The 17,112-nt window shown below is 69.9% G+C and carries 19 protein-coding genes, 2 tRNA genes and 1 pseudogene; 11 read left to right on the forward strand and 11 right to left on the reverse strand.

The features are described 5' to 3' along the window. Positions 1-28: 28 nt before the first annotated feature. The 3 genes from gyrA (at position 29) to M8542_RS25395 (ending at position 3,449) form a co-directional block, all read left to right on the forward strand. Positions 29-2,587, forward strand: a complete 2,559-nt coding sequence (gyrA, locus tag M8542_RS25385; RefSeq protein WP_257922744.1) for a DNA gyrase subunit A — start codon at positions 29-31, stop codon at positions 2,585-2,587. Between the two features lie 49 nt (positions 2,588-2,636). Then, complete coding sequence (locus tag M8542_RS25390; protein WP_257922745.1) at positions 2,637-3,326, forward strand: DUF3566 domain-containing protein; 690 nt, start codon at positions 2,637-2,639, stop codon at positions 3,324-3,326. 49 nt (positions 3,327-3,375) lie between these two features. Next, positions 3,376-3,449: transfer RNA gene (locus M8542_RS25395), tRNA-Ile, on the forward strand. Positions 3,450-3,562: 113 nt separating this feature from the next. Here the strand turns inward: M8542_RS25395 and M8542_RS50660 are convergent. The 4 genes and pseudogenes from M8542_RS50660 to M8542_RS25410 form a co-directional block, all read right to left on the reverse strand. Beyond that, complete coding sequence (locus M8542_RS50660) at positions 3,563-3,976, reverse strand: pentapeptide repeat-containing protein (protein WP_372508604.1); 414 nt, start codon at positions 3,974-3,976, stop codon at positions 3,563-3,565. Then, positions 3,966-4,697, reverse strand: a pseudogene (locus M8542_RS25400) (pentapeptide repeat-containing protein); the annotation flags it as partial. The pseudogene M8542_RS25400 and the gene M8542_RS50660, both read right to left, overlap by 11 nt. A 313-nt stretch (positions 4,698-5,010) precedes the next feature. Beyond that, positions 5,011-5,874, reverse strand: a complete 864-nt coding sequence (locus M8542_RS25405) for a helix-turn-helix transcriptional regulator (protein WP_257922747.1) — start codon at positions 5,872-5,874, stop codon at positions 5,011-5,013. Between the two features lie 52 nt (positions 5,875-5,926). Further along, on the reverse strand, positions 5,927-6,730 hold the full coding sequence (locus M8542_RS25410) for an SDR family oxidoreductase (protein WP_257922748.1): 804 nt from the start codon (positions 6,728-6,730) through the stop codon (positions 5,927-5,929). Positions 6,731-6,904: 174 nt separating this feature from the next. Here M8542_RS25410 and M8542_RS25415 point away from each other — a divergent pair, with 174 nt between their 5' ends. Next, positions 6,905-7,084 (forward strand): hypothetical protein, encoded by a 180-nt coding sequence (locus tag M8542_RS25415; protein WP_257922749.1) that lies wholly within the window; start codon positions 6,905-6,907, stop codon positions 7,082-7,084. A 2-nt stretch (positions 7,085-7,086) separates the two neighbouring features. Here M8542_RS25415 and M8542_RS25420 read toward each other — a convergent pair whose 3' ends face one another. Next, positions 7,087-7,362 (reverse strand): PepSY domain-containing protein, encoded by a 276-nt coding sequence (locus M8542_RS25420; protein WP_257922750.1) that lies wholly within the window; start codon positions 7,360-7,362, stop codon positions 7,087-7,089. A 415-nt stretch (positions 7,363-7,777) separates the two neighbouring features. Between M8542_RS25420 and M8542_RS25425 the strand changes: the two genes are divergently transcribed. Further along, entirely contained in the window at positions 7,778-7,945 is a 168-nt protein-coding gene (locus M8542_RS25425; protein ID WP_086679331.1) for a DLW-39 family protein, read from the forward strand. Between the two features lie 32 nt (positions 7,946-7,977). Next, positions 7,978-8,050, forward strand: a tRNA-Ala gene (locus M8542_RS25430). A gap of 41 nt (positions 8,051-8,091) precedes the next feature. On the opposite strand, the gene M8542_RS25435 is transcribed toward M8542_RS25430, so the two are convergent. After that, positions 8,092-9,480: an alpha/beta fold hydrolase gene (locus tag M8542_RS25435; protein ID WP_257922751.1), complete on the reverse strand. Its 1,389-nt coding sequence runs from the start codon at positions 9,478-9,480 to the stop codon at positions 8,092-8,094. A 61-nt stretch (positions 9,481-9,541) separates the two neighbouring features. On the opposite strand from M8542_RS25435, the gene M8542_RS25440 reads away from it, so the two are divergent. Further along, positions 9,542-10,699, forward strand: a complete 1,158-nt coding sequence (locus M8542_RS25440) for a DNA glycosylase AlkZ-like family protein (RefSeq protein ID WP_257922752.1) — start codon at positions 9,542-9,544, stop codon at positions 10,697-10,699. Here the strand turns inward: M8542_RS25440 and M8542_RS25445 are convergent. The 3 genes from M8542_RS25445 to M8542_RS25455 are packed head-to-tail and all read right to left on the reverse strand — an operon-like array spanning position 10,689 to position 13,200. Next, positions 10,689-11,816 carry an SMP-30/gluconolactonase/LRE family protein gene (locus M8542_RS25445; protein ID WP_257922753.1) on the reverse strand — a complete coding sequence of 376 codons (1,128 nt, stop codon included), beginning with the start codon at positions 11,814-11,816 and terminating at the stop codon, positions 10,689-10,691. The two genes, M8542_RS25440 and M8542_RS25445, sit on opposite strands and share 11 nt — an antisense overlap. 51 nt (positions 11,817-11,867) lie before the next feature. Next, entirely contained in the window at positions 11,868-12,506 is a 639-nt protein-coding gene (locus tag M8542_RS25450; RefSeq protein ID WP_257922754.1) for a pyridoxine/pyridoxamine 5'-phosphate oxidase, read from the reverse strand. Position 12,507: 1 nt separating this feature from the next. After that, positions 12,508-13,200 carry a hypothetical protein gene (locus M8542_RS25455; RefSeq protein ID WP_257922755.1) on the reverse strand — a complete coding sequence of 231 codons (693 nt, stop codon included), beginning with the start codon at positions 13,198-13,200 and terminating at the stop codon, positions 12,508-12,510. Between the two features lie 106 nt (positions 13,201-13,306). On the opposite strand from M8542_RS25455, the gene M8542_RS25460 reads away from it, so the two are divergent. Both M8542_RS25460 and M8542_RS25465 read left to right on the forward strand, forming a co-directional pair. Then, positions 13,307-13,840 (forward strand): DUF2020 domain-containing protein, encoded by a 534-nt coding sequence (locus M8542_RS25460; protein ID WP_257922756.1) that lies wholly within the window; start codon positions 13,307-13,309, stop codon positions 13,838-13,840. Positions 13,841-13,987: 147 nt separating this feature from the next. Next, complete coding sequence (locus M8542_RS25465; RefSeq protein ID WP_257922757.1) at positions 13,988-14,440, forward strand: DUF6918 family protein; 453 nt, start codon at positions 13,988-13,990, stop codon at positions 14,438-14,440. Positions 14,441-14,501: 61 nt separating this feature from the next. Here M8542_RS25465 and M8542_RS25470 read toward each other — a convergent pair whose 3' ends face one another. After that, positions 14,502-15,038 (reverse strand): hypothetical protein, encoded by a 537-nt coding sequence (locus M8542_RS25470; protein ID WP_257922758.1) that lies wholly within the window; start codon positions 15,036-15,038, stop codon positions 14,502-14,504. Positions 15,039-15,192: 154 nt separating this feature from the next. Between M8542_RS25470 and M8542_RS25475 the strand changes: the two genes are divergently transcribed. Continuing rightward, on the forward strand, positions 15,193-15,711 hold the full coding sequence (locus M8542_RS25475; RefSeq protein ID WP_257922759.1) for a peptidylprolyl isomerase: 519 nt from the start codon (positions 15,193-15,195) through the stop codon (positions 15,709-15,711). A gap of 46 nt (positions 15,712-15,757) precedes the next feature. Next, the gene (locus tag M8542_RS25480; RefSeq protein WP_257922760.1) at positions 15,758-16,714 is read left to right on the forward strand and encodes a rhomboid family intramembrane serine protease; all 957 of its coding nucleotides are present in this window, start codon (positions 15,758-15,760) and stop codon (positions 16,712-16,714) included. Here M8542_RS25480 and M8542_RS25485 read toward each other — a convergent pair. Further along, a complete protein-coding gene (locus M8542_RS25485) occupies positions 16,711-17,088 on the reverse strand; it encodes a PH domain-containing protein (protein WP_257922761.1) in 378 nt (125 codons plus the stop codon). The genes M8542_RS25480 and M8542_RS25485 overlap by 4 nt on opposite strands. Positions 17,089-17,112: the final 24 nt, after the last annotated feature.

Consider the following 17,112-nt stretch of genomic DNA (forward strand, 5'->3'; position numbering starts at 1 on the left):
TGGACCACCCGCACCCGAGAAGGACCCCATGACGGAAACCCTCCCGCCGGCCCCGGAGAACGACCGGATCGAACCGGTCGACATCCAGCAGGAGATGCAGCGCTCCTACATCGACTACGCGATGAGCGTCATCGTGTCGCGGGCGCTGCCGGACGTGCGTGACGGCCTCAAGCCGGTCGCGCGCCGCATCCTGTACTCGATGTTCGACTCCGGCTTCCGGCCGGACCGCGGGTACAACAAGTGTTCCCGCGTCGTCGGCGACGTCATGGGCAACTACCACCCGCACGGCGACTCGGCGATCTACGACGCGCTGGTGCGGCTCGCCCAGCCGTGGTCGCTGCGCTACCCGCTGATCGACGGCCAGGGCAACTTCGGCTCGTCGGGCAACGACCCCGCGGCCGCCATGCGGTACACGGAGTCCCGGCTCGCGCCGCTGGCCATGCAGATGCTGGCCGACATCGAAGAAGACACCGTCGACTTCTCCGACAATTACGACGGCCGCACGCAGGAGCCCGACGTCCTGCCGTCGCGGTTTCCGAACCTGCTGGTCAACGGCGGGTCCGGGATCGCGGTCGGGATGGCGACCAACATCCCGCCGCACAACCTGCGCGAGGTGTCCGAAGGCGTCGTCTGGGCGCTGGAGAACCCCGAGGCGAACGACGACGAGCTGCTGGCCGCGCTGCTGGTCCGCATCAAGGGCCCGGACTTCCCGACCAAGGCGATGATCCTCGGCACGTCCGGCATCGAGGACGCGTACCGCACCGGCCGCGGCTCGATCCGGATGCGCGCGGTCGTCGAGGTCGAGGAGGACGCGAAGGGCCGCACGATCCTGGTCGTGTCCGAGCTGCCGTACCAGGTCAACCCGGACAACCTCGTCGAGAACATCGCGAACCTGGTCCGCGACGGCAAGCTCACCGGCATCGCCGACATCGCCGACGAGTCCAACAGCCGCTCGGGCATGCGGATCGTCGTCACGATCAAGCGGGACGCGGTCGCGAAGGTCGTGCTGAACAACCTGTTCAAGCACACCCAGCTGCAGCAGAACTTCGGCGTCAACATGCTGGCTCTGGTCGACGGCGTGCCGCGCACGCTGCGGCTCGACCAGATCATCCGGCACTACGTGAAGCACCAGGTCGAGGTCATCGTCCGGCGGACCAAGTTCCGCCTGAGGAAGGCCGAAGAGCGGGCCCACATCCTGCGTGGGTACGTCAAGGCCCTCGACATGCTCGACGAGGTCATCGCCCTGATCCGGCGGTCGCCGTCGGCGGACGAGGCCCGGCCGGCCCTGATGGAGCTGCTGGACGTCGACGAGATCCAGGCGACCGCGATCCTCGACATGCAGCTGCGCCGCCTGGCCGCCCTGGAGCGCCAGCGGATCATCGACCAGCTGGCCGAGATCGAGCTCGAGATCGCCGACCTCAAGGACATCCTCGAGAAGCCGGAGCGGCAGCGCGCGCTGATCCGCGACGAGCTGATGGCGATCGTCGAGAAGTACGGCGACGACCGCCGCACGCAGATCGTCGGCTTCGGCGGCGACGTGACCGACGAAGAGCTCATCGCGGTCGAGGACGTCGTCGTCACCATCACCCGCACGGGGTACGCCAAGCGGACGAAAACGGATCTGTACCGCTCGCAGAAGCGCGGCGGCAAGGGCGTGCAGGGCGCGACGCTGAAGCAGGACGACATTGTCCAGCACTTCTTCGTCTGCTCGACGCACGACTGGATCCTGTTCTTCACGAACAAGGGCCGCGTCTACCGGACCAAGACGTACGAGCTGCCCGAGGCCAACCGCAACGCGCGCGGCCAGCACGTGGCGAACCTCATGGCGTTCCAGCCGGACGAGCAGATCGCCCAGGTCATCCAGATCAAGAACTACGAGGTCGCGCCGTACCTGGTGCTCGCCACCCAGCGCGGCCTGGTGAAGAAGACGAAGCTCACCGACTTCGACTCGAACCGCTCGGGCGGCTTGATCGCGATCAACCTGCGCGAGGGCGACGAGCTGGTCGGCGCGGTGCTGGCGGCGGCCGACGACGACCTGCTGCTGGTGTCGGCGGAGGGCCAGTCGATCCGCTTCCACGCGACCGACGAGGCCCTGCGCCCGATGGGCCGCCCGACGTCCGGCGTGATGGGCATGCGCTTCAACGACGGCGACGAGCTGCTCGGCATCAGCGTCGTCAAGGAGGGCAAGTTCCTGCTGGTCGCGACGGACGGCGGCTACTCCAAGCGCACCCCGATCGAGGACTACCCGGTCCAGGGCCGCGGCGGCAAGGGTGTGCTCACCATTCAGCACGACCGCAAACGTGGCAGGCTGGTGGGTGCGCTCATCGTCGACGCCGAGGACGAGTTGTACGCGATCACCTCGAGCGGCGGCGTGATCCGCACGCCGGCGGGCGACGTCCGCAAGGCAGGACGGCAGACGAAGGGGGTCCGGCTGATGAATCTCGGCGAAGGAACCACTCTTCTCGCCGTCGCACGCAACGCGGACGAGCCCTCGGACGTCGCCAACGGTGACACCCCCGAGGACGCACCGGCTCCGGAAGCGCCGGACGCGGCGGGTGAGGAAACGACGGCCACGCCGGAGCAGTAAGTTTGCTCTCCGACGGCGGCCCCACGGCACGGGTAAGGACTGACTCTTCGTGACACCATCCGAGAATCCCGAGGCAGCGGGTTCGAACGGAACTCCGGCGAGCCCACCCTGGCAGCGGGTCGGCAAGGACGGCGACTCCGAAGCGACGGTCGGGATTGCCACGGACGAAGCGCTGTACAAGGCCGAGCCCCCGGCCGGCGAAACCCAGCCGGTCGCGGCGGAACAACGCCAGGTGGTGAGCGGAAGCGCGGCCCCCCGCCTCTTCGGCGGCGGGGGAGACACGCCCCCAGCCGGTGAGCCATCCGCGGCGGCGGTCCCGTCGGCGTCGGGCCAGCGAGCCCGCCCGAGCGCCCTCCGCCGCCCCGGCCGCGGCCCCCGCCGCGCGTCGCTGCAGGTCAAGCGCTTCGACCCGTGGTCGGTGCTGAAGCTGTCCCTGGTCCTGGGCGTGGCGATGTTCTTCGTCTGGCTGGTGGCGGTAGGCGTCCTGTACACGGTCCTGGACGGCATGGGCGTCTGGGACAAGCTGAACGGAACGTACTCGTCCCTGGTGGGCGGCGAAGGCGCGAACGCGTCATCGGAACCCCTGATCAGCGCGGGCCGTGTGTTCGGCATCGCGGCCATCCTGGGCGCGATCAACATCGTCCTGGTGTCGGCGCTGGCCACGGTGAGCGCGTTCATCTACAACGTGTCGGCGGACCTCGCCGGAGGCCTCGAAGTCACGCTGTCGGAGCGAGAGTAACCCGGTTGCAGGGCCCCTCCGGGGGTCCTGTAAAGTTCTCCTCGTTCAAGGGCCTATAGCTCAGGCGGTTAGAGCGCTTCGCTGATAACGAAGAGGTCCCAGGTTCAAGTCCTGGTAGGCCCACGCAAGTCAAAGCCCGGTTCGCTTCGCGCGGACCGGGCTTTTGCGTGACCCGGGTGACAAACTGAGTGACATCACTCCGAGGAGGCCTCGGCCTGATCGGCAGCTGCCTGTATCTACTCCGCGTCCACGACGATGCCCGCAACGGCTGTGCCGCCCGGTGAGTCGCTGGTAAGGATGACGTCGACGAATCGAGCTTTCTCAGCGAGTCGCCGATCGATCTCAGGGAGACCACCGGCGAAGGTCGCCTGGTCGAATAGGGCCTTGCCGGTGAAGGTCGCGTTGTCGAACGAGGCCTTGCTGGTGAAGGTCGCGCCGGTGAACGAGGCGAGGTCGGTGAAGGTCGCTTCCGCGAATGAGACTGGGCCGGTGAAAGTCGCCTCGCCGAATTGAGCATTGCTGGTGAAGGTCGCGCCGTAGAACCATGCCTCGCCGGTGAAAGTCGCGTCGACGAACCACGCGTCGCCTGTGAAGGTTGCGCTGTGGAACCATGCCTTCGCCGGTGAAGGTCGCTTCCAAGAACGAGGCAGAGCCGGCGAAAGTCGCGTCGACGAACGCGGCGAGGTCGGTGAAGATCGCTTCCGAGAATACGGCGGGGCCGGTGAAGGTCGCGTCGTCGAACGAGGCGGGGCCGTTGAAGGTCGCGCCGTTGAAGCGGACGCGCCGTAGTCGACGTCCCGATAGACCGAAGTCGATGAGGTGCGCGTTGGTCAGGTCGAGGTCGATGTCGGCCCAGAACTTCCCGCGGTTCTGCGGGTCAACGTGATCCTGAAGGATGCGCTGCCCCGCGAGTCGGACCTCGCGTTCCTGGGTCCGCTCCTGTTGTTCCGGGTCGTCGGTCGCCGGTGCGGGGTTAGGCGGCGTAAAGGGCATGCGCAGGTAGGCGCAGATGACGTTGACGATGCTCTGCCGTTGCCCCGGATTGTTGTGGGCGAGCCGTTCGAGAGCGTAGAGGCCGGCCAGGCGTACCGGGGCTTCAGCCGAGCCGAGCTGGTCGGCGGCCTTGGTGTACAGCTCGGTGACGTTCTTTTCTGTCGCGTCGCTCTCGCTGTGCCACTGTCGCCGTACGGCCAGCAGGAGCGCGAAGATGCCAGTGGTGCCGGCGCCGATGCCCAGCCCGGTCTTGATCGCGTCGACCCGCGCGGCACCGGGATCCTTTGCCGAAGCGGCCTCACCCAGTAGCCAGTTGGTCGCGACCCAGGCCACGACAACCACCACGATCGCAGCAGCGACGACGACCCACCAGCTCATTCCCGATGCCCGTGTTCGCGGTGCGTGCCGCCCGCGCAGCCGCCAGCCGGCGGCGGTTGCACCTGCCCCGCTACAGCGAACAGTGCGAGCGGCACGGCGTGCGGGCGTGCCCACCGGCCCAACGCCGGCCAGTCGACCCACCCGAACAGCACCGTCATCCCGCCCAGCAGCGCAGCCCCACTGAGCAACAAAGTTCCGCGCGCTGACGCCCAGTCCAGCGCGGGTAAGCGAGGCAGCGTCAGCTTCGTCACGCACGGTCAGTCGTTGCCGAGCGACCCGGTGCTACACCGGGGCAGCCAGACCTGGGTTCCGCTCACCGCACGAGCTTCTCCTGGCTGGCCGCCCAGGACGCCAACAGCGCCAGACCATCCGCCGCCGCCGTGTCGGCGGGTGCGGTGTAGACGTTCATCAGCAAACCAGGTTCAGCGGAAAGCTCCATCGACTCGACGTCCAGCTCGAGCCGGCCCACCACCGGATGGTGCAAACGCTTGCGCCCGGACCGGTGGAGCCGAACATCCTGAGACGCCCACCGCCGCCGAAACAGTTCGCTGCGTGTCGACAGCTCGCCGACCAGGGCGATCAGCTCCTCGTCGTGCGGATTTCGGCCGGCTTCCATACGCAGCTTTCCAGCCACATCGCCCGCGATTCGGTCGTAGTCGACGAAAAACGCTCTTGCCGCTTCGGGATCCAGATAAACGAACCGTGCGGTGTTCGCCGGGCGTCGTGGGTTCGCCAGTAGCGGTGAATACAGTGCGCGGGCGAGTTGGTTCACGGCCAGTACGTCATAACGGCCGTTGCAAATCCACGCCGGTGCGTCGGTGATGGCGTCGAGCACCTGCTGGAGCGCCGGACGCACCGTCGCGGCGGGGCGTCGGCGGCTGGGCGTCCTCGACTGCCGTGCGAGGTGGAACAGGTGGTCGCGCTCGGCCTCGTCGAGTTGCAGGGCAGACGCCAACGCCTCGAGCACCCCGTCGGAGACGCCGGCGAGGCTGCCGCGCTCCATCCGCACGTAGTAGTCGACCGACACCCCCGCCAGCAGAGCTACCTCTTCGCGACGCAGACCTTTGACCCGGCGGTTGCCGCCGTAGGCGGGCAGGCCGGACCGCTCGGGCGTGATCCGCGCGCGGCGGGAGCTCAGGAATTCCTTGATCTCCGCACGCACATCGATCTTGACCACCTCTTCACCGTAACCCCCGCCCGCGGGCGGAGGGGGGTTCTGCCGGTACCTCCTAGGTGCCCGTGGCGGTCGTGGCGATGCCGCCGTCGGTCGGGATGATCGTGCCCGTGAGGTACGACCCGGCGCGGCTGGCCAGGAACACGGCGATCCCCGCCATGTCGTCGTCGCGGCCGAGCCGGCGCAATGGCGCCTTCGCCGCGATCGTGTCGCCGATGGCGTCGAGCGTGGCCGCCATCATCTGCGACGGGAACGGTCCCGGTGCCACCGCGTTCACCGTGACGTGCTGCGGGCCCAGTTCCCTGGCCAGCACCCTGGTGAGCTGGTGGAGCCCCGCTTTGCTGCTGGCGTACGAATAATTGGGCGACTCGGCGACGTGGACGGCGGCGATACTGCCGATGTTGATGACCCGCGCGGGATCATCGGCGGTGCCCGCCCGGCGAAGCGCGGGCAGCAGCGCCTGCACCAGCCAGAACGGCGCCTTGAGGTTCAGGTCCAGCACCGAGTCCCAGGCCTCGCCCGGAAACGTCTCCAGCGGCTCTCGCCACATCGCTCCCGCGTTGTTGACGAGAATGTCCAGGCGTCCCGAGCCGGCCTCGACCAGATCCGCGAGGCGCCGGCACTCGTCGTGCCTGGACAGGTCGGCGGGGATTGCCCGGACGTCGCCGAATTCGGACAGCAGCCGCTGGGCTTCCGCGCACGTTTCCGCGTCGCGCGAGCTGATGACGACGTGGGCGCCCGCCTGCAGGAGGCCGCGCGCAATCATCATTCCGATGCCCTTGGTGCCGCCCGTGACCAATGCGTGTTTCCCGCTCAGATCGAAAAGGTCCGCGTGGGTGGTGAACTGGTTGCCCGCCATTTGTTCTTCGTTCCTTCGGTCGTGGAAGTGCTGAGAGCAGGCTGGCAGGCGTCCTCGACGTCCGGGAGTTCCTGGTGACACCGGTACTGGGAGAGCCCCTTAAATCTCGATCAAGAGGTGATCCAACGCACGGGCCGCGGGGTTACCTTCGAAGGAAGGCAAAGGGGGCCTGACATGACCTGGATCATCTTGGGAATCTTCGTCGCGGTGCTGCTGGGGATCGCCGTCGTGGTCGATCTGCGGGACCGGGGGCGCAAGGGGAAGCGGATCGCCGGCGGTCTTCGGGCGGCCCGGCAGACCGACATCGTGCAGGATCCGCAGGTGGGGGACCAGGGGAACTACCTCGGGCTCTGAGGTCAGTCCCGCTCCATCGTGAGCACCGCGCCAGTGCGCTGGGCGACGTCGACCTCGATGCGGCCCTGGCTGCTGTCCGCGATCTCCACTTCCCAGCTCGGCTGGCCCTGTGCCGTGTCCTGCTCGACGCCCAGTGAGCGGCCGCCGTACTTGTCGGTGGCGATCCTGGCGGCCTGGCTCTGGTCGACGCCGTGCGCCTGCGGCGGTGGGGTGGACGAGCTGCACGCGGCGGTCGCGACGAGCAGGGCGGCGGCGCCGGCGATCAGCGGGGCACGCATGACGGGACTCCTTCCGTGGACGACTTACCCTTCCGAGGGTGTCTTCGACGGAAAGCACCGGCATCAGGGGCCGACCCTGAGATGTCCCGGATACAGGTCAGCCCTGCCGGGAAGAGAAGACCGGCAGGGCTGAGCAGTCACAGTCGGCGCGCGCCACGGTCGCCTCTCGGCGAAATGGCGCTTCACGGCTCCAGCCGGACGGAACTCCGTGAAGGCGGTGGTTGAGGCCCGGGGGACACGGTGGGCGCACCGACCAGTGGGTACAACAGGACACCCCGCCCCGGTATTTCCGCCGGGGTGTGACGTGCGTTACCTGCGCAATCGTGGTTCCACGTGGAACCACCGCCCCGACGGCGCCCGGTCCCGGTGCAGTAACATCGCGGGGTAAGGGAAGCAAGCTGAGAAGGGGGCTTCGGTGAAGAAGCTGCTGGCACTCGCGGTCATCGCGGGCGGCGTCCTGTTCGTCGTGAAGCGCAACAAGGCGGCCAAGGCGGAAGCCGACCTCTGGCGCGAGGCGACCGCGCCGGTCCCCTCCAACAACGGCACGACCCCGGCCAAGCCGGCGGGCGCGTCCCACAACTGAGTTTCCGTGCGGGCGGCGCGCCGCCCGCACCCGGGGCTGTAGCTCAATTGGTAGAGCACCGCCTTTGCAAGGCGGGGGTCAGGGGTTCGATTCCCCTCAGCTCCACAACGAAGCCGGGTCGGCAGCTGCCGACCCGGCTTTTCTCGTCACCGCAGGAAGCTGAGCACCGCGTCTCGGCCCGCGTGGCCGCGCTCGCGGTTCTGGATCGAGTGCGACTCGCCCGGCACGATCACCAGCTTGCCGTTCGGCGCGGTCGACGCTTCCTCGCGCGCCCACTCCAGCGGTGTCGACAAATCGCGATCGCCGTTCAGCAACAGCACCGGCACGTTCGGCAGGGAACCGGCCGGGTTCGAGCCGGCGCGCTCCGCCGGCCACGGCAGGCAGCTCTGGATGAATCCCTGCTGCGTCGCGACTTCCGTTGTGTACGGCCAAGTCGCCGAAGCCGGCAGCGCACGCGCGGTCAGTGACAACAGCGGCTGCCGCAGGGAAACCGGCGTCGACGAGGAGCCCCATGGGAAGCGCTGGTCCGCGCACAACGTCGCCGCGTGGAGGCCGCTGCTGAACGCCGCCGGTGGCACGTCCTCGGTCGTGTAGCCCGTGACCACCTGGTCGAGCCAGTCCCGCGAGCCGCCGCGGGCCGCGTGCAGGGCGTCGATGATGTCGCCCGCCTCTTCCGAACGGTACGTCGGGTCGTTGAACTCGTACGCGACGATCGCGTCGAAGATCTTCACCCCCTCCGCCGCAGTCCGGTGGCGGACCACCCACGCGAGGTCGTCCGCCGGGTCGAAGCCACAGGCCGGGGCCACCGAACACGCGGCGCGGAGCACCCGGGCCTCGGCGGTCAGGCCCGTCAGATACAGCGATGCCGACGCGGAAGCGTGGTGCGGCAGCACCGAATCCAGCACGACCTTGCCGACGTTGCCCGGGTGCGCGATCGCGTACCGCGCCGCCGTGAACGAGCCGTACGAGACGCCGTCGACCACCATCTTCCGCACGCCCAGCGCCTGCCGCAGCTGGTCGAAGTCCGCGACGCTCTGGTCCGTCGAATACAGCGGCGCCGTCCGGCCGAGGATCCGCGCGCACTCGGTGACCGCTTCCGGTGTCGGCGTCGCGATGTCCGAACTGCCCATCTGCGCCTGCAGCCCCGGGCAGTTCAGCGCGCCCGCGCCGGTGCCGCGCTGGTCGAGCATGACGAACCGGTAGTCCTTCGCGACTTCCGGCAGCCGCTGCGTGGCGATGCGCGTGATCGTGCCGACGCCGCCCTGGCCGGGCCCGCCGGTCAGGAACAGCAGCACGCCCTTCGGCGCGGACACGTTGTCCGAGGTCGCGATCGGCAGGTCGAGCGTGCCCGGCACGCGGCCGGTGTGGTCGAGCGGCACGGTCAGCGTCGAGCACGTGAAGCCCGGCTGGTTCGGGCACGGATGCGGGTCCGTCAGCTTCGGTCGTCCCCCAGGACGCGCGTCGGCCGCGGCCACACCCCCGAGTGCGGCAGTCAGCGCCAGGACCAGCCCGGCGGTCAGCAGTTTCGAACGCATGATCCATCATCATCACAACGGTTCGGGCGCGGGATACCCCCGAACGGCCATACTTGCCCGCATGACGACCGCGCGGCTGCGGGCCTGGTGGGCCCACCGGCAGGGACTCGACGGCACGCTCCGCGGCACGTCCGCGGCCGAGGTCCTCGAGCGGACCGGCTGGGCCCGGTCGGTCGGCGGATCCGCTCCCTACCTGGGGCTCTTCGCCCGCGCCGGGCTGCGTCGCGAGGCAGTGGACGCCGACGTCGCGCGGCTGGTCATCCACGAACTCCCGTCGGCCCGCGGCTGCACGTACGTCCTGCCCGAAGCCGATTTCGCGCTGGGCCTGGCCGTCGGCGCGGGTGCTCCCGAAGGCGAACTCGCCGCCGCGGAGAAGCACCTCGCCGTGACGCGGGAAGAGATCGGCAAGCTCTGTGACGTCGTGCTCGACGTCCTCGGTGACGAGCCGCTGGACCCGGCCAAGCTGAAGGCCGCGTCGGGGACTGCCGTCCGCAACCTCGGTGACGCCGGCAAGAAGCGCGGCGTCACCACGACCTTGCCGCTCGCGCTCGGCCTGCTCCAGGCGCAGGGCGAGATCCGGCGCGTGCCGGTCAACGGCAGGCTGGACCAGCAGCGCTACGGCTATGTCCGGTGGGTGCCCCGCACCCCACCGTCCGATGTGGACGCCGAACTCGCCCGGCGGTACTTCGCCTGGGCCGCGCCGGCGTCCCTCAAGCACTTCCGGTGGTTCTCCGGCCGGACCGCGGCCGCGGCGAAGAAAGCCGTCGAATCTTTGGAGCTGCAGCCCGTCGAGGGCACGGATCTGCTGCTGCCGAAAGACCTCGCGGCGGAATTCGAGGCGTTCACCGTGCCGGACAAGCCTTCTTACGCGCTCGTCGCCGGGATCGACGGCGTCCACCTGCTGCACCGCGACCTCCCGCGCCTGCTCGACCCGGCCGACGCGGAACGTCCCGTGCCCGGCGGAAAAGGCACGCTCGGCGGCGAAGCGGATCCGCCGTGCCACCTGATCGTCGACCGCGGCCGGCTCGCCGGCCTGTGGGAGTTCGACGTCGGCACCGGGAAGATCGTCCACCGGTTCTTCGGCCGGGAAGACGATGCCCTGCGTGAAGCCGTTGCGGCGACCGAGGAGTTCGTCCGCGAAGACCTCGGCGACGCCCGCAGCTTCAGCCTCGACTCACCGAAGTCACGAGCGCCGCGGCTGGCCGCGCTCAGGGCTTGACGCAGGAGATCTTCGCCCGCACCGGACCCGTCGGAGTCGCTTCGCCCGCCGTGTTCGGCGCGTTGTCCCGGCGGTTGCCGTCGGAGCTCGTCACGCACAGGCGGCCGTCCGGCAGCAGCACCGGGCTGGTCGGGAACTCCAGTGGCCCGTCGTTGCGCAGCTTCGACGTCGCGTCCGCCGGGTTGCGGAAGTATTCGACGACGCGGCCGTCGCGCCGGGCCAGGACGATCGCGTTGCGCTCGTTCGCCGCCGTCCAGACCGTGCCCGCGCGGTCGATCACGATCCCGTCCGCGCCTTCGAGGTACGGGTGCTGCACCTCGAGGTCGTCGAGGCACAGGGTGTTCGCCGGGAACGCGGCGTCGCAGCCGGTCGCCGCGCGTGGGCGGCCGGCGCGGTCCATCGGCACGCGCCACAGCGCGCCTCGCGCGGTGTCCGCGACCAGCAACGTCCCGTCCGCGGTGAACGCCAGGCCGTTCGCCACGATGTGCTGCGAACCGGCGGTGTCCGCCGCGGTCCGGCCGTTCGGCGTGATCGTCACCGTGCCGGGCGGCAGGCCACGCACATCGCGCCCGAGCCCGCCGGGAACGACGTCGCTGACCAGTGGCTGCACGCGGAACTGTTCGACCGCGACGCCGTCCGCGCCCGCTCGCCACACCCGGCCCTGGCCGGTGCCGCCGTCGGAGATCCACAGCGCGCCCGACCGGTCGAACGCGAGGCCGTTCGCGCCGGGAACGCCGCCGGCGAACACCGTCGCGGCCGGCGGGTTCGCCGTGTCCGGCACGAACGACACCACGGTCTCGCCGTTCGCGACGTACAGCCGGCCCCTGCGGTCGAACGTCAGCCCGGCCGGGCTGCACGGCGCCGGGATCGTCCCGACGACCGCGGCCGGACCGCCGGCCGCGGCGACGCGGTAGACCGGGCACGGGTCGGCGCCCCGTGCCGGGGAGTAGAGGTTGCCGCGGCCGTCGGTGGTCAGGCCTTCCAGGCCGAGCGGCGCGGCGAACACCGTCTCGAACACGGCGGGGTGCCGTGGCGTGGACACTTCACCGGCGGAAGCGCCGGAAAGGAGCCCGGCGGACAGGGCGGCGGTGGCGGTGAGGACGACGATCCGGCGCATCAGGGCCTCCGTTTTGTCGGATTTCCTGCCTACGCCGCCGCGCCCGGGCCGTCAAGGCCAGAGGCGCTCGGTGACCCAGCCACGCTCGGTCTTCCGGTAGCGCAGCCGCACGTGCCGCCGGTCGTGACTGGCCTGCCAGAACTCGACCTCGTCCGGGTCCACCAGGTACCGCGTCCACGTTTCCGGGGCCACGCCGGGGTTTTCCCCGACCCAGCGCTCGGCTTCCGCGGCCGCCGCGTCGAGTTCAGCCGGATCGTGCAGCACCTGCGACTGGTGCCCGATGAACGCCTCGACGCGCGAGGCGGGCGGCCGGGCCAGGAAGTCCTCGGCGGACACCTCGGGCGCGGCAGGGGACACCGGCCCGCGCAGCCGGACCTGACGACCACGTCCGGGCCAGAAGAACGTCAGCGCGGCACGCGGATCCTTGCGCAGCTGCAGGCCTTTCGGGCTCTCCGAGCTGGTGGCGACCGCCCAGCCGCCGGGGCCGACGTCCTTGAGGATCACCACGCGCGCGTCGGGCGCGCCGTCGGCGTCCACTGTGGACAGTGTGACGGCGTGCGGCGCCAGCACGTGCTCGCCGGCCTCGGTCAGCCACTCCAGGAACAGCTCCCGCGGGTCCGCCGGCGCCGTTTCCGGCGTGAACACGGGAAGTTCTTCGGGGAACGACGGCCAGCCGCGCAACGCCACCATGTCAGTAACCGTACGGCCCCTGCTGCGGCGGATGACCCGGCGGTGGGTAGACCGGCGGCTGCGGCCCGGCCGGTCCGGCGTACGGCGGTGGCGGCACCGGCGGCGCGGCCATCGGCGGCTGGGGTTGCGGCTGCCAGCCCGGCGGCGGCTGCGGGGGCGGTGGCTGCTGCGGCGGCTGCTGGGCCTGCTGCCACTGCACCTGCTCCCACGCCTCGGCGGGCGGCGGGAAGCAGAACGTCAGCTTGGCGCGGATCGCGCCGTGCATCGCGGCGCCCCACATCTTCCCGCCGGTGAACGCGTACGCCTGCCCGGCGGTGAGATCGACCGCGACCATCCGCGTCTCGCCGCCGAACTGGTTGCTCGTCTTCGCCGACGCGGCCTGCGCGGCGTCCGGGTACACCGTCGGGGAGACCAGCCCGGCGATCACGACCGACCCCGCGGTCCAGCCCATGGTGCCGACCATGTTCGCGCGGGCGTGCTGCGTGGCGCGGCCGGTGAAGTCGTACAACGCGGCGGCGCTGACCTCGGGCACGGGCGCGGCGACCACGCAGTAGTTCATCGTCGTCAGCATCACCGACTCGGTGAACAGGCCGACGACGGCCGTCGCGGGCCCGATCTGCACGGAGTTCAGCCGGCCGCCGGAACGCTGGACACGCTCGGCCACCACGCCGAGGTACTGCTCGGGGGTGAGCACGCCGGGACCTCCCTCAGACCGTGAGGGGCCATCGTCGCACGCCCGGCCGTCACGGCGAGTTCAGCCAGCGGTTTTCACACATGCTTCATGGTTGACTGTGCGCGCTATGCGACGACTCGTACTTCTCGCGCCCGCCGTGGTGCTGCTGGCCGGCTGCGGCCCCACCATCGTGACCGGCACCGCGACCACCAGCCCGCCGTCCGCGTCGACCGGCACGGCCGCGGGCGCCGAGCTGCCCCCGGACCCGCAACCGGGAGCGACGAAGGACTGCCCCTACCTCGACAGCGAGTTCGTGGCCGACTCGAACGGCCAGCACGTCTCGAAGGTGCGCGTGTCGGCCGACCAGCCGCTCCCGTCGTGCTTCTTCTACCGCCCCGACGGCAAGATCCAGCTCACCGTGCGGGTTTACGTCGGGGACGCGAAGACGGCGACGGCGCTGGTCAACAAGGCGGCGCCGGTCGACACGTCCAACCCGGCGAGCGATCCGACGGGCTGGAAGGGCGGCTACCAGTCGGCCGACGACGGCGCCGTTTACGCTGTCTCGAAAGGGGCGTCGGCGGTCATCGCGACCACCAACCAGAAGCAGAGCGTGAAAGCACGCACAGTGGTCAAGAAGGCTATCGCTGCCCTGAAGCTCTAGGTAGCGGGCTCCACACGGGTGAGTGATGTTGATCTTGTATTACCCTGTGCGTCACGCGCAGGCTTCGTGGACTCGCGCACCGCAGCCACCGGGGCATCCCCACCCCGGGGCGGGGCACCAACTCTGCAACGACAAAGGACAAGATTCGTGGCTGACACCCTCAAGGACATCCTGCTCGACTCCAGCCGTCGCCCGGCTGTCGTGACCGACTTCGAAGGCCTCGTCGACGCTGAGGTCTCGGACAAGGGCGGCGTCTCCGGTGCCGTCGTGAAGACCGGCTTCGCCGCGGTCAAGAAGATCAAGCCGGGCATCATCCCCTCGGCCGTCGACACCCTGCTGCCCGACTTCGTCGTGGCGCTCGAGCCGTTCTACGGCGACTACAAGGCCAAGGGTGGCAACGACTTCGGCGCCTACCTGACCAGCCGCTCGGACGAGGCTTCCGACGCGCTGCTGAGCGTCACCGACTCGCGCGCGGAGAAGAGCAGCCGCGACAGCATCAAGAAGGTCTACGGCAAGCTGCGCCCGAACGGCAAGAAGAACGTCGAGGAGGCGCTGCCCCGCCTCGGCGCGCTGGTCGACAAGCACGCCGCCAACGCCTGATCGCAGACAGCACTGAAGAGGCCCCTCGGGTGCACGCCCGAGGGGCCTCTTCGTGTGCGGCTCAGTTCTTCTTCTCGGCGGGCGCCGGCGACGGGGCCTTGCCGTTCGCCTGCGGGCTCGGCTTCGCCGCTTCGGCGGGCTTCGGCGCGGGCGGGGTGGCCTTCGGCGGCGCGGGCGCGACCGGCGGCTCCTGCTTCGACCGGAGCGCGTAGGCGGCACCGGCGCCGACCACGAGCAGGCCGACCAGCCACGGCCACTTGCGACGGCTGCGCGTGCCCTTGGCCGCGGCCTTCGCGTCGACGACTGCGGCGTAGAAGTCCTTCTTCGCCGCCTTGAAGTCCTTCTTGCCGCGGCGCTTCGACTCGCCGGCCGCCTTCGCGGCCTTGATGGCGGCCTTCTTCGCCTTGCGGCCCGGCTTGCGCAGCTCGGAGAGCCGGGCGAGGGCCTCCTTGCGGGCAGCCTTCGAGCTCTTCTTGAGCTCCTTGCGGGTCAGCTCCGTCTTCTTCGCGAGCTGCTTCTGCACGCGGCGGCCGGACTTGGCTCCTTCGGAGACCAGCTTGTCGGCGGCGTCGACGGCCTGGGCGGTCGCCCGGGACATGGCCTTCACCTCATCAATCGTTTTGACACTGCTCTGTTGCCCGTAACCTATCGTGCCCTTTTTCGGGCCGCTTCGCTCCGTCTTCCTGCGTGAGTACCCGGTTACTCACCCCGCAAAGCCCCCGGACCCCCCGAAAGCTTGAACGAGTGGCACGATGACGCGTGTGAAAGCGACGCTGCACACCAACCAGGGTGACATCCACCTGAACCTGTTCCCCGACCACGCGCCGAAGACGGTCGCGAACTTCGTCGGGCTCGCGGAGGGCACCAAGGAGTACACCCAGCCGAACGCGGCGGGCACGAACTCCGGTCCCTTCTACGACGGTTCGATCTTCCACCGGGTCATCGACGGCTTCATGCTGCAGGGCGGCGACCCGACCGGCACCGGCCGCGGCGGCCCCGGCTACAAGTTCGGCGACGAGTTCCACCCGGAGCTGCAGTTCAGCAAGCCGTACCTGCTGGCCATGGCCAACGCGGGGCCCGGCACGAACGGCTCGCAGTTCTTCATCACGGTCGCCCCGACCACCCACCTCAACTTCCGGCACACGATCTTCGGCGAGGTGGCCGACCAGGAGTCGCGCGCCGTCGTCGACGCGATCGGCCGCACCTCGACCGGTCCGGCGGACCGCCCGCTGAACGACATCGTGATCGAAAAGGTCACCGTCGAGCACTGAGCGCACTGAAGCTCGGCACGCGAGGTTTCGGTAGGTTGGTCTCATCGTGAGCCAACCGCCGAACCCCGCCGCCGAACCACAAGCCGCGCTCCCCGGGTGCTGGTGGCACCCGAACCGCCCGACCGGGCTGAGCTGTTCCCGGTGCGGGCGTCCGGCGTGCCCTGATTGCCTGCGTGAGGCCCCCGTCGGCTTCCAGTGCACCGACTGCGTGCACGCCGGCGGTCAGCAGCAGCGCCGGCAGCACCGCGGCTACCAGGAGGCCGGCTTCGGCCAGCGCACGATCACCGGCGCGCGGCTGTCGAACTCGTTCCTCGCCACGCAGGCGATCCTCGCGATCAACGTCGTGGTCTTCCTCGGCACCGTGCTGCAGGCCCGGAGCCTCAACGACAACCAGCAGTCGAGCCTCTTCCAGCTCGGCGTGCTCTGGGGCCAGGCGACGTTCGGCGCCGACGAGTGGTGGCGCCTGTTCACCTCGGGCTTCCTGCACTACGGGCCCATCCACATCGCGGTCAACATGTTCTCGCTGTGGATGATGGGCCGCGCCCTCGAGCCGGTCTTCGGGAAGACCCGCTACCTCGCGCTCTACTTCGTCTCGATGCTCGGCGCGTCGACGGCCGTCCTGCTGTTCGACAACCTCGACGGCGGCACGGCGGGCGCGTCCGGCGCGCTGTTCGGCCTGATGGGCGCCTACGCGGTGATCGTGCTCAAGCTGCGCCTCAACCCGACCGGGCTGATCATCACGCTCGCCCTGAACGCCTTCATCACCTTCGGCGTCGCGAACATCTCGATCCTCGGCCACGTCGGCGGCCTGGTCACCGGCGCGCTGGTCACCGTGGCGATCCTGTACGCGCCGCAGGCCCGGCAGGCGACCTACCAGGTGGCCGGCATCGCCATCCTCGTCGCCGCGATGATCGGGCTGCTGATCTACAAGGACACCGAGGTCGCGACCCAGACGTGCCAGTTCGTCCAGTACCGCGGCCAGGAGCTCTACAGCTGCCGCTAGCCGCGCGCCCGCAGCGTGCTCAGCACGTCCAGGACGTCCCGCGGGTCTTCGCCGAGGTCGAGCCAGCCGAAGACGTACAGCTCGTCCTCGTGCTCGACCTCCAGCGTGACGCCGTCGCGGCCCAACCGGCGGGTGGTGCGCAGCCGCGTGCGCGTCCGGCCCCACGGCAGCCGGTGCGTGCCGCTCAGCGTCCGGGTCACCAGGCCCTCGGCGTCGGCGGCCAGCCGCGGCCGCACGAGCGTGGCGTGGCCGGCGAACGCGCCGACGGCCACCGCCGCGAGCGCGAACAGGACGAGGCCGCCGCGGTCCCCGGTCAGCGCGTCGGTCACCACGCCGGCCAGCAGCAGCGCGGTGACCGCCCAAGCCGATAGCACAAGGGCCCGACGTGGTGCCCAGGA

The sequence above is a fragment of the Amycolatopsis iheyensis genome, from assembly GCF_024703995.1.
In the GTDB taxonomy this organism is placed as follows: domain Bacteria; phylum Actinomycetota; class Actinomycetes; order Mycobacteriales; family Pseudonocardiaceae; genus Amycolatopsis; species Amycolatopsis iheyensis.

What these genes read in the sequence shown, in the direction of transcription:
- M8542_RS25475 (WP_257922759.1), top strand. Translation starts at nt 15,193, where the DNA reads ATGACGCGTGTGAAAGCGACGCTGCACACCAACCAGGGTGACATCCAC.
- M8542_RS25460 (WP_257922756.1), top strand. Translation starts at nt 13,307, where the DNA reads ATGCGACGACTCGTACTTCTCGCGCCCGCCGTGGTGCTGCTGGCCGGC.
- M8542_RS25440 (WP_257922752.1), top strand. Translation starts at nt 9,542, where the DNA reads ATGACGACCGCGCGGCTGCGGGCCTGGTGGGCCCACCGGCAGGGACTC.
- M8542_RS25450 (WP_257922754.1), bottom strand. Translation starts at nt 12,506, where the DNA reads ATGGTGGCGTTGCGCGGCTGGCCGTCGTTCCCCGAAGAACTTCCCGTG.
- M8542_RS25410 (WP_257922748.1), bottom strand. Translation starts at nt 6,730, where the DNA reads ATGGCGGGCAACCAGTTCACCACCCACGCGGACCTTTTCGATCTGAGC.
- M8542_RS25420 (WP_257922750.1), bottom strand. Translation starts at nt 7,362, where the DNA reads ATGCGTGCCCCGCTGATCGCCGGCGCCGCCGCCCTGCTCGTCGCGACC.
- M8542_RS25435 (WP_257922751.1), bottom strand. Translation starts at nt 9,480, where the DNA reads ATGCGTTCGAAACTGCTGACCGCCGGGCTGGTCCTGGCGCTGACTGCC.
- M8542_RS25470 (WP_257922758.1), bottom strand. Translation starts at nt 15,038, where the DNA reads ATGTCCCGGGCGACCGCCCAGGCCGTCGACGCCGCCGACAAGCTGGTC.
- M8542_RS25445 (WP_257922753.1), bottom strand. Translation starts at nt 11,816, where the DNA reads ATGCGCCGGATCGTCGTCCTCACCGCCACCGCCGCCCTGTCCGCCGGG.
- gyrA (WP_257922744.1), top strand. Translation starts at nt 29, where the DNA reads ATGACGGAAACCCTCCCGCCGGCCCCGGAGAACGACCGGATCGAACCG.
- M8542_RS25415 (WP_257922749.1), top strand. Translation starts at nt 6,905, where the DNA reads ATGACCTGGATCATCTTGGGAATCTTCGTCGCGGTGCTGCTGGGGATC.